At 46.9% G+C, this 11,732-nt stretch carries 8 protein-coding genes; all 8 read left to right on the forward strand.

Annotated features, from left to right (window positions below; translation table 11 throughout):
- The first annotated feature begins 107 nt into the window (after positions 1 to 107).
- The 8 genes from prsK to AC4IE7_RS06755 all read left to right on the forward strand — a co-directional run bounded on the left by prsK (position 108) and on the right by AC4IE7_RS06755 (position 11,658).
- Positions 108 to 2,213, forward strand: a complete 2,106-nt coding sequence (gene prsK / locus AC4IE7_RS06720; protein WP_490776045.1) for an XrtA/PEP-CTERM system histidine kinase PrsK — start codon at positions 108 to 110, stop codon at positions 2,211 to 2,213.
- Between the two features lie 4 nt (positions 2,214 to 2,217).
- Positions 2,218 to 3,579, forward strand: coding sequence for a PEP-CTERM-box response regulator transcription factor (gene prsR / locus AC4IE7_RS06725; RefSeq protein ID WP_490776046.1), 1,362 nt, complete (start codon positions 2,218 to 2,220; stop codon positions 3,577 to 3,579).
- 62 nt (positions 3,580 to 3,641) lie between these two features.
- Positions 3,642 to 6,419, forward strand: a complete 2,778-nt coding sequence (gene prsT, locus AC4IE7_RS06730; protein WP_490776047.1) for an XrtA/PEP-CTERM system TPR-repeat protein PrsT — start codon at positions 3,642 to 3,644, stop codon at positions 6,417 to 6,419.
- A gap of 183 nt (positions 6,420 to 6,602) precedes the next feature.
- Positions 6,603 to 7,250 (forward strand): XrtA/PEP-CTERM system exopolysaccharide export protein, encoded by a 648-nt coding sequence (locus tag AC4IE7_RS06735; RefSeq protein ID WP_490776048.1) that lies wholly within the window; start codon positions 6,603 to 6,605, stop codon positions 7,248 to 7,250.
- A 54-nt stretch (positions 7,251 to 7,304) separates the two neighbouring features.
- Positions 7,305 to 8,282: an XrtA-associated tyrosine autokinase gene (locus AC4IE7_RS06740; protein ID WP_490776049.1), complete on the forward strand. Its 978-nt coding sequence runs from the start codon at positions 7,305 to 7,307 to the stop codon at positions 8,280 to 8,282.
- Between the two features lie 519 nt (positions 8,283 to 8,801).
- Entirely contained in the window at positions 8,802 to 9,896 is a 1,095-nt protein-coding gene (locus AC4IE7_RS06745; protein WP_490776050.1) for a Re/Si-specific NAD(P)(+) transhydrogenase subunit alpha, read from the forward strand.
- A gap of 62 nt (positions 9,897 to 9,958) precedes the next feature.
- Positions 9,959 to 10,246, forward strand: coding sequence for a proton-translocating transhydrogenase family protein (locus AC4IE7_RS06750; RefSeq protein WP_490776051.1), 288 nt, complete (start codon positions 9,959 to 9,961; stop codon positions 10,244 to 10,246).
- 11 nt (positions 10,247 to 10,257) lie between these two features.
- Positions 10,258 to 11,658 (forward strand): NAD(P)(+) transhydrogenase (Re/Si-specific) subunit beta, encoded by a 1,401-nt coding sequence (locus AC4IE7_RS06755; RefSeq protein WP_490776052.1) that lies wholly within the window; start codon positions 10,258 to 10,260, stop codon positions 11,656 to 11,658.
- Positions 11,659 to 11,732: the final 74 nt, after the last annotated feature.

Genomic DNA, 11,732 nt, shown 5'->3' on the forward strand with positions numbered 1-11,732 from the left:
ACAACCTTTTAGGATGTCGGGTTTAATATCCCACAGTTGTAAGTCTTTGCCGGCATGTAAAAGTTCAGTGCAGATTGAGGAATATCCGAACCATTGAGGATGACTGCTTGACTATAGGAATAATCGGCTACACTTTTTCGGCATCGCTATTCCTGCTTTTCAGCGTGTTACTGCTGACAAGCTGGCGTGGCCGCATAGAAGGCACCTATCTACTTATTGCCTCTACCACCTCGGCCTGTTGGGCACTGACGGCCATCGCCTTCCAGGTTCAGGAGTCCACTCTCACAGTCAATACCTATCAACTATTTGAAATAGCGAAGAATATCGCCTGGTTTGCCTTTCTGTTCCGACTTTTGAAAACACTCAAAACCGCTGCTGGGGGTGAGACCGGTCTTTTACGCTATGCTCCGGTTGCCATTTTCTCAATTTCTGCCTTGCTGCTTGGTGTTGAATTGGTTGCGCAACTGTTTCCTGGTGTTCGCAACTGGGGCGGGACAGCCAGCTTTCAATTGGTCGGCCATTTGGGGTTTGCTGTTGCCGGCCTGATTCTGATTGAACAACTCTATCGTAGTACCCGTCCTGAGATGCGTTGGGCGGTGAAGTACCTATATATAGGGATGGGAACACTCTTCGTTTACGACTTATTCCTCTATGCCGATGCTTTAATGTTCAAGCAAGTGGATGCTACTCTGTGGCAGGCCCGGGGCTTTACCAGTGCTTTGGTTGCCCCTTTTGTGGCAGTTGCTGCAACACGAAATCCAAGTTGGTCTGTACGTGTTTTTGTCTCCAGGCAGGTAGTGTTTCATGCCACAACCCTACTTGCGGCTGGTGGATATCTGATCCTTATGGCAGCTGTGGGGTACTACATACGCTATTACGGGGGAACCTGGGGTAAGGCAACACAGATCGCCTTTGTTTTTGCCGGGATCTCTTTTTTGGCAGTTGTACTGTTTTCAGGAACCCTAAGGGGAAAGCTGAAAGTTTTTGTTAATAAACACTTTTTTAGCTACAAGTACGATTGGCGGGATGAGTGGTTGAGGGTGGTTCAGACCCTCTCTGAAGGGCCTGGTGGTGGTGAAATACGTACCCGCGTCGTTCAGGCTATCTCAGACTCTGTGCAAGCACGAGGTGGCTATTTATGGATATTGAGTGACGACGGCCGCTACCAGTGTAGCAGCCACTGGCAAGTGCCTGATCTGAGCTTTGATATCGAGTCAAACAGCAAACTGATCCGCTATTTTCGAATCAGTGATTGGATTATCGACATCGATGAGTTGTCTAGATTTCCGGAACGTTACGATAATCTCTCCATCGATCAGAAGGTAACAGCCATCGAAGGTGCCTGGTTGATTGTACCTATCAAACACCACGATGCCCTGATAGGATTCGTACTGCTTGTCAGATCACAAGCTCATCTGTCAATAAACTGGGAAGATCGTGATCTGATTAAGGCGGCTGCCAAACAGGCTGGTGGATATCTGGCGTTGCTGCAAACCTCAGAAGCGCTGAATCGTGCCAATCAGTTTGAGGCTTTCAATCGGCTCTCTGCTTTCGTGGTACACGATCTGAAAAACCTGATTGCGCAGTTGGAATTAGTCGTTAAAAATGCTGAGCGACATAGAAATAATCCTGCATTTATGGATGATGCGGTAAAGACCATCGGAAATGCTGTCAATAAAATGGGACGACTACTTGCCCAATTGAGGCAAGGTAGATTTGAATCGACTAAAACCAAACAGTTCTACATAGAGGAGTCTGCAGCTCAAGCAGTCAATGAGTTGTATGCCTATGAGCCTAAACCGAAGTTGAGTATCAAACACAACTATCTTGAAATTATTGCTGATAAAGATCGATTCACAGCCATATTGGTACACATGATTAAAAATGCTCAGGAAGCAACCGATAGAGATGGTGAGGTTAATGTCACGGTCGAGAAAATGGATGAGCGTGCAATCATTACCATTCAGGATAACGGTTCAGGTATGGAAGATAAATTCATTAAGGAGCGGTTGTTTCGTCCCTTTCAAACGACCAAGGGAAATGCTGGGATGGGTATCGGAGTTTATGAAACCAGAGAGTATGTTAATTCACTAAAAGGAAGTCTGAGTGTGGAGAGTCATATCGGCAAGGGAACAAGCTTCACAATTTCCATTCCGCTGAATCAATCATTGTCTGCAACAGGCAGACAGCCTGATGCAACTGTAGAGGCGTAATTGCGTGAGTAAAGCCAACAATCAACTAAAACCACTTATTATTGTCGAGGACGACCCAGGACTTCAAAGTCAGTTGAAATGGAGTTTCGATGGTTATGACGTACACATTGCAGGTGATCGTGCCAGCGCAATAAATCTGTTGAGAAAAACAACAGCCCCCGTCGTTACTCTGGATCTTGGCTTGCCCCCCGATCCGACGAATGTCAGTGAGGGGTTTGCCACCTTGCAGGAAATACTCAGTCTCATGCCACAGACGAAGATTATTGTGGTGACAGGGAATGATGATCGGGAAAATGCACTTAAAGCCATTGATCTAGGTGCCTATGACTTTTATCAAAAGCCGATAGATCCCGATGTACTGCGGGTGATCATTGAACGTGCTTATCATGTGCATGGCCTGGAAGAGGAGAATAGGGGACTGAACAAGATGCAACGTTACTCCCCCTTGGACGGCGTTGTGGCGAATAGTCCTGAAATGATTGAACTCTGCCGGGTTATCGAAAAGGTCAGCCCCACAAATATCACCGCGCTACTACTGGGGGAAAGTGGAACCGGTAAAGAGGTTCTGGCCAGAGCAATACACGGCTTGAGCGATAGGAGTGGTGAAAAATTTGCTGCAATTAACTGCGCCTCAATTCCAGAGAATCTTCTTGAAAGTGAACTATACGGCTATGAAAAGGGTGCTTTTACCGGGGCGTCCAAGCGGACTATAGGAAAGATAGAGTCAGCCAATGGTGGGACGCTGTTTCTCGATGAAATCGGCGATATGCCGATTGGTTTACAGGCTAAAATGTTGCGTTTTCTGCAGGAAAGAGTGATCGAGAGGATTGGTGGACGAGAAGAGATACCCGTTGATATTAGAGTGGTTTGTGCCACTAACCAGGATCTGGAGGAGAAGATAGAGCGTGGGGAGTTCCGAGAGGATCTCTATTACAGAATCAGCGAGATAATCATCAATATCCCACCTTTAAGAGATAGAGCCGGGGATGCTGTACTGTTGGCCTGGTCATTCATGTCCAAGTACGCCAAACAAAATGCTTCCAAAGTGAATGGGTTTACAACAGAGTCTTTGCGCGCAATCGAAGAATACAACTGGCCAGGGAATGTGCGAGAGCTGGAAAACCGGATAAAACGCGCGGTGGTGATGGCTGATGACCAGTTGATAACGCCGGATGAGCTTCAACTGAATAGTGATGGTGGGGATGCCATGCCGATCAATCTGAGGGCGGTCAGAGAGCGCGCTGAAGCAAGAGCCATAATACGGGCTATGAGTTATGTTGGTGGAAATGTCTCCAAGGCAGCTGATCTATTGGGCGTCAGTAGACCGACTCTCTACGATTTAGTTAATAAATACAGTTTGAAATAGAGAAAATGTTTAGGATGCAATTAGATTTAATGAAATACATGGTTAGGTATGGGAATGGATCGATGAAAAGTCTTCTCTCGATATTGATTACAGTTATTTTGCTGTTGTCAGGCTGTTCCGGTGGTGTCAGTGAAGAGAGCCGATTTCAGGATGCATCGGCAAGTTATTCGAATAAAGAATATTCAAAAGCAGTTATCGAACTTAAAAATTTATTGCAAGCAAATTCAGACCATAAGGCTGCGAGAATTCTGCTGGCAAAAAGTTATCTCGCACTGGGTGATGGTAGCTCTGCAGAAAAGGAGATCAATAGTATCAATGTTTCTCAGGAAGTAAGTGTTGAGGCCAAACAGATCATCATCACTGCCTGGGAACTGCAGGCAAAACATCAGAATATAGTTGAAAAATATGAGGAAGGTTATTTTTCCGCTCTGGATAAGAAAACCCAAAACAGCAAAGTCGCAAATTCATATATCCATGTTCGTCAGCCAGAAAAGGCAGATGAGTTGGCTCAAGAATTATTGCAAATTGAACAAAACAATGTTGATGCCCTTGTTGTTCGGGCTAAAGCTGCAAGCATGCGGAATAATGATGAGCAGGCAATCGAATATCTCAACAAGGCCATTGCTCTGGATGCTGAAAATCATCAAGTGTGGCGAGCCTTGGGGGGGATACAGTCGAAGCTGCAGGAGTTCGATCAGGCGATAGAGTCTTTGAAACGGGCAATCGCACTGGCTCAACCGGAAGACTCAAAGCAGGAGCAGTTTCTGACAAAGGTTTCGTTGATTCAATTACTGGTTCAGAAATCTAAATTCGATGAGAGCAAGCTCTATCTGGAAGAGCTGAAGAGAGGCTATAAGAGCAATCCGATCGTCGGTTATTTATCAGGACTACACAACTATATCGACAAAAAATATGATGCTGCTAAAACTGAACTGACAGAGGTTCATACTGCCTTACCCAGTCATCTGCCGACCGTACTACTGCTGGGGGCAACCCATTTTTCGGAAAACAACCTGGAGCAGGCGAATGTGCTGTTATCGCGCTATGTAAACCAGGTGCCAACACACCTGCAGGCGAGAAAGTTGCTGGGGGAGATCAAACTCAGACTGAACAAGCCAAAGGAAGCGCTTAAGATTCTCAAATCTTCTGGTGAACAGCAAAGAGATTATGAACTGCTCTCCATGATTGGCTCTGCAGCGAGTCAGTCTGGTGATTATCTGCAGGGGGTTGAGTATCTGAAAGAAGCGGTTAAATCCCATCCGGAGAATACGCGTATTCGTGAAGAGCTGGCAAAGCTCTACCTGAGCCAAGGTGCGGTAGATGACGCCATTGCAGAGTTAGAGCAGCTGGAGAGTTCACAGCAGGGTAACAGCAGTAACCTGCTGATCCTCTCATATCTGAAGAAACAGGATATTGAATCTGCCAGAAAGCAGTCAGACCAGGTCTTCGCTGGCGGTGGGGCGCTGACCGCCACGGATTTCTATCTGCGGGCAGTGATCGAGCTACTGTCAGGCAATCGACGTGAAGCGCGGAGTAATCTGAATAAGGCAGAGGAGTCAGATGCTGCCTACACACCGGCGCTTGTTGCCCTTGGCAGAATGGATCTTGAGGATGGCCGATTGAGTGAAGGCAGTGAACATCTCAATCTTGTGTTGGCGACGGATCCTTACAACACGCATGCAATGCTACTGTTAGCGCAGATAAGTGAACGCTCCGGACAACAGAACGAAGCCTTGAAATGGCTCGACAGAGCGGCTCAATCATCAAGAAATAGTACGCTGCCTCGGATTATCATCGCTCGCTACTATTTGCGAACAAAACAGGCAGATAAGGCCGCTAAGTATCTGGATGATCCGGCCCTGCGACAGAGTGAGAATCCGGCCATACTCTCGTTGATAGCTGAAATGGATCAACAGATGGGCAACCACGAGCAGGCAGAATCACTGATCGAAAGAATGATCACAATCAATCCTGACAATCGGGATGCTTATCTGCAGTTGGCTGATCTGCAGAGTAAACGTGGAGACTATAAGTCTGCACAGTCAACCCTCGACAAGGCCAGGCCCTTGTCGCAGAAGGGTCAATTGCTGCAATTCAAGATTGCCCTCGGAGACAAGCGCTTCGATAAAGCAGAATCTGTAGCCAAGGCACTGAGTAACAAGCCAGAGACTAAATACACGGGAATCATACTGCTCTCCGGAGTGGCCCAGGCCAGAGGCAGACCCCAGACTGCTATATCCCAGCTGAAAAAACATCTATCTCCAGAGGCGCCCTTTGTTCTCTATAGAAAACTGGCCGATCTCTACGCCATGAATGGTGATATCAACTCGGCAACTGCACTACTGACACGCAGAATCGAGACAAAACCAGGTGGAGATAATCAAGCGAAATTGGCGCTGGCAATGATCTACCAGTCCAATGGAAAGGTTGAGAATGCTGTAAAACTCTACGATGAGCTATTATCGGTAGAACCCGAGAATATTGTGGCGCTGAACAATGCAGCGCTGCTGATATTTGACTCTAAACCTGAAAGGGCACTGAATTTAGCGCGCAGGGCGTTTGAACGTGTTGGTGATTCATCCCTGGCAGTTACTGATACCTACGCCTGGCTTAAGCACCAGACTGGGGATACTAAGGCGGCCCTTAATTTGATAAGGCCAATTTTGAACAGAACTTCCGATCCATCCATACTTTACCACTATGCAGTGATGCTGGCGGAAGTGGGGCAAAAGGGGGAAGCTCGCGAGATTCTTGAGTCTGTTTTTGAAAATAATCAGCAATTTCAAGAATCCAATGAAGCCAAACAGCTGTTAAGTGAGTTATCATCCGCAAATGGTTAGAACTAGTTTAGTGTCTCGCCTGGAGACAGGCCTGACAGCCCCAATCCTGCGTTGTGCCTGTGCATCCCAAAGGCATTTCCATCGGGGCATCCAGGGGTCTGTGTGGGCCTCTGTAATCGCGCATTAGTGTGAGACACTACATCAGGATCTGTTCTTGATATCATTATATGACAGGAAAGTGTTATGTTATCAATACGTTATATGAAAATTAAAAAATTTATAATTCCATTCTGTTTACTTCTGGTGACTGCCTGTTCCGGCACGCCAGAAATGAATGCAGCCAACTCCGGAGGAACTGGGGGTCAGGATGGCAATTCACCCTCTTCACCGCTATATTTGATCGGTCCAGGGGACACATTGAACGTTTTTGTCTGGGGAGACCAGGAGCTGACCACAGATGTGGTTGTTCGTCCTGACGGTCTTATCACGACACCTTTGGTGGAGGATCTGCAGGCGAGTGGTAAAACACCTACCCAGTTGGCAAGAAATCTCGAAAGCCGACTATCAAAGTTTGTAAAAAACCCTAAAGTTACAGTTAGTGTTAGACAGTTTGTTGGACGCTACACAGAGCAGGTTCGTGTTGTTGGACAGGCTTCTCAACCCCAGTCCATCCCATTTCGTGAAGGAATGACCCTGTTGGATGTAATTATCGAGGTCGGTGGGTTGACTGAATTTGCATCCGGCAACAGCGCCACAATTGTTCGTAAGATCAATGGAAAAACCTCTCAGTATCGTGTCAGATTGGATGACCTGATTCGTGACGGTGATATTTCTGCTAACGTGAAAATGATACCTGGAGACGTGCTGATCATTCCGGAAACCTGGTTCTGATCAACCGGTTCCGACTATATTCAGACAGTGCCATCGAAATTGGAATTGGTTTAAATGAGCAGCATAGAAAAAGCGATTGAGCGTCTCGCTAAATCGAAGACAGAGAGTAAAAAAGCAGCTTCGCCTGATGCAGAGTCCGAACAGTCTGTAGAAGAGGGGAAGGTTACTGCTGAGATGGCAGCGCCCGAAGCGGTTGTAACTTCTGAGATGGCTGCAACTGAAGTGGTGGCGACCAAGACAGTCTCTGAAACACAATTACCAGAAGAGAAAAAGAGACCTAAAGAGAGAGATAAGTCAGATCCTGAGCAGGAATCGAAGCGGGTACGCCTCGACTATGAAGCCCTCTCAAAAATTGGTCACATAGTGCCTCATGCCGGCAACAAGCAGTTGTCAGAGGAGTATCGGATCATCAAACGACCGATAATCAGAAATGCTTTGGGTAAGGGAGCTGCCCCTTTAGCCCACAGCAATCTGGTCTCAATTTCAAGCTCTTTGCCTTCGGAAGGTAAAACCTTTACCGCCTTCAATCTTGCCCTGAGTATTGCAACAGAATTAGATTCCACCGTACTGCTGATTGATGGGGATGTACTTAAGTACTCAATGAGTCGGCTGCTCGGCATCGAAAATGAAAAGGGTCTGATCGATCTGCTGAGTGATAAGCAGTGTCATGTGGGTGATGTCATCATTCAGACCCAAATACCGAGATTAAAGTTGATTGCAGCAGGTACTCGTTCGGAAAAATCGACAGAACTCCTTGCCAGTACTGAGATGGAGCGACTGCTGGATGAGTTGTCCAGCCGATATAAAGACAGGATTATTATCTTTGATTCCCCTCCGATTCTGGCAACCAGTGAAGCAGCTGTTATAAATCAACATATGGGTCAGATTCTGTTGGTTGTGGAAGCGGGACAAACGCCAGTGGAAGCGATCAAAGATTCACTATCACGGCTCGATGAAGAGAAGGCCATAGGACTGGTGTTGAACAAAAGCCGAGAGGGCAAAGGCGAAAATTATTACGGCACATACTATTAATCAGGCTATTTGTGAAGCTTCAGGAATTACTCTTTCTTTCGAGGATCTTACAGTTTCCATTTTCAGTGTCTGATAACGCTTTCCATGAAAAGTTGATTTAAGGGTTTTTACCCTCTAAAGATTGCAGAAACAAACTCTCGGTTATTGTTATTATCGATAAAGTTTTGCTGTTTTATCCAAGGCTGGCAGTTTTTTTAACGAATCGTTTGATTATTTAAACTCTTAGTTTGTGAAAATAATCCCAAAAACAAGAAATTTATCTCTATCCATATAGTTGCTTATTTACACCCATTTGGTTGTTGTACGGCACAGGTCCGAATTGATTATTGTTGCTTAACCTATTGTAATAAATAGATTAATTAATCTTAATGTTTCCAGGCTATGCTATCTTCTACACCCAGTGGTGTGTTAACTGGCAGCAATCATATGCTCTTGTGAATAGCCTGTTTTGGCTGGATAATGCTTCGCAATCTGAATCAGATGAATTCAATTGATATAAATTTGGCTGAGTAAAAAAAGATGAAAATAGGCCTGTTAAAAGAATCCGTGGTGGGTGAGAACCGGGTTGCGCTGTCCCCCGATGTGGCAAAAAAATTGATCGCTAAGGGCTTTCAAATAGATGTTACATCCGGTGCTGGTGAGAATGCCCACTTTTCCGATCAACAATATCAGCAATCTGGCGCCCAGATTGTTTCTGCATCCGAAGCACTTAAGGCAGATATCCTGATAAGAGTGCGCAAGCCCTCTGCTGCTGAAGTGGCTGAACTCCCAAAAGGTGCAATCCTGATATCTCACATCGAATCCTGTGAACAGGATGAGACTCTCAAGCAGATCCTCGACAAAGATGTTGTGTTTCTTGCCATGGAACGGATACCGCGCATCTCAAGGGCTCAAGCTATGGATGCGCTCTCATCCCAGAGTAATATTTCCGGTTATCGCGCGGTCATTGAGGCAGCGGCTCATTATGGTCGATTTCTACCATTGATGATGACCTCTGCAGGTTCTGCCAAACCAGCAAGGTTGGTTGTGCTTGGTGCTGGTGTTGCCGGATTACAGGCAATTGCCACAGGTAGACGCCTGGGAGCAGATGTTCTGGCCTACGATATTCGACCAGAAACAAAGGAGCAGATCGAGTCACTCGGGGCCAAGGCTATCGAGCTGGATGTTGGTGAGAGCGGATCGGGTGAGGGTGGCTACGCGAAAGAGCTATCTGAAGAAGCCAAGGCAAAGCAGCAACAGGCATTGGCCGACGAGCTGAGCAAAGCCCATGTCATTATCACTACTGCATTAATCCCATGTCGACCAGCGCCGACATTGATTACCGAGGAGGTTATCAAGAATATGCGTGAGGGTTCAGTAGTCGTAGATTTAGCAGCGGCAAACGGGGGTAACTGTCCACTGACCGAGGCTGACAAAGTCGTCGTAAAACATGGCGTAACCCTGGTAGGTCATACCAACTATCCCTCGATGGTGCCCTCGGATTCCAGTGCCTTCTATGGAGGCAATATTATGAACCTTTTGGATATCATGGTGGAAAAAACCGATGATGGTCTGGTCTTGAAAAACCTTGAAGAGGACGAGATCACATCGGCAATGCGTCTTAAACCTGAATGATGACGTGTCACAGGTTGTTCAAAACGCACACTTCAAATAAATAAACGATAAAGAGTGATCCTATGCCTGACACACTAGTTGCACTGTATGTTTTCGTTCTATCCTGCTTCATTGGGTATTATGTGATTTGGGGGGTAACGCCTTCACTCCATACGCCATTGGTGGCACTGACCAATGCGATTTCTGGAATTATCATCGTTGGTGCATTACTCGTCACCGGTCTCGAGTCGGTTGGCACTGCGGCTGAAATCTTCGGCTTTATCGCTGTGTTGTTGGCCTCGATAAATGTCTTCGGCGGATTCTTAGTAACAAATCGCATGCTTGCCATGTTCAAGAAAAAAGATAAGTGAGAACCTGAACAATGGAGATTTCAGCAAATACCCAATCGATCGCGTACCTCATCTCAGCGATACTCTTTATCCTGGCTTTGAAAGGCCTCACACATCCTGCCTCGGCGAGACGCGGCAACTATCTCGGTATGGCAGGTATGGCCATTGCCATAGTTGCCACGCTGCTTGGCAGTGAGGTTCAGTCATACGGTTTTATTGTTGCAGGTGTGGTTGCAGGAGCGTTGATAGGTACCGTACTCGCTTCGCGGGTTGAGATGACCGCAATGCCTCAACTCGTTGCTGCACTACACAGTTTTGTCGGTATGGCTGCAGTATTGGTAGCCATCGGCACCTACCTTAACCATGACCTGGCAGGTACCCTCAATCCGGTGATGATGGGTGAGTTATCTGCTGGCATTATCATTGGTGCCATTACCTTCTCAGGGTCAGTAGTGGCTTTTGCAAAGTTACAAGGGTTAGTGAGTGGTGCTCCAGTCAAGTTCAAGGGACAGCATATGCTGAACGCAGCACTTGCTGTTGCCACTGTCTTACTCGGCGTCCATTTTGGCATGACCGAAAGTATGACCTCCCTTGTGTTGATGACCCTGTTGGCATTTGTGCTCGGATTTACTTTGATTATCCCGATAGGTGGCGCGGATATGCCGGTTATAATCTCCATGCTGAACAGCTACTCAGGATGGGCGGCGGCTGCGACCGGTTTCACCCTGGGTAATCTGCTGCTGATCATAGTCGGTGCTTTGGTGGGCTTCTCTGGTGCTATTCTCTCTTTCATCATGTGCAGGGCCATGAACCGTTCAATCATCAATGTAGTGTTTGGTGGCTTCGGCAGCGATGGCGGGGGTGAGACCAGTGCCGTTGGGCAAGCGGCGCAAAAAGGGGTCAAGTCTGCTTCTGTGGATGATGCCATCTATTGGATGGAGGATGCTGGTAAAGTGATTATTGTCCCCGGTTACGGTATGGCTGTAGCCCAAGCGCAACATGCCTTGAAAGAGATGATGGAGTTGCTTGAAAAGCGTGATGTAGATGTTAAATTCGCAATTCACCCAGTGGCCGGCCGTATGCCTGGACACATGAATGTACTCTTGGCTGAGGCTGATATCCCTTATGACCATGTTTTGGAGATGGATGAGGTTAATCCCGAATTTCCCACTTCGGATGTGACCCTGGTGGTTGGTGCCAACGATGTGGTAAATCCGGCAGCCAAGTCCGACTCATCCAGTCCGATTTACGGTATGCCGATTCTGGATGCATCCAAGTCTCGTCAGGTCTACTTCCTCAAACGCTCAATGAGTCCCGGTTATTCAGGTGTAGATAATCTGCTCTTCTATCAGGATAATACCTCGCTGATTTTTGGTGACGCCAAGGATACAATAGAGGGTATGGTTTCGGCACTCAAAGGTGGTGGCCACTGAGTTATTATTGGGCCAAGGGCGCGAAACAACGGGCTTCGGCCCGTTTTTTTCGTTTTGGAAGGTCAATCTTCGGA

The sequence above is a fragment of the Candidatus Thiodiazotropha sp. AKAK3 genome (genome assembly GCF_058244645.1).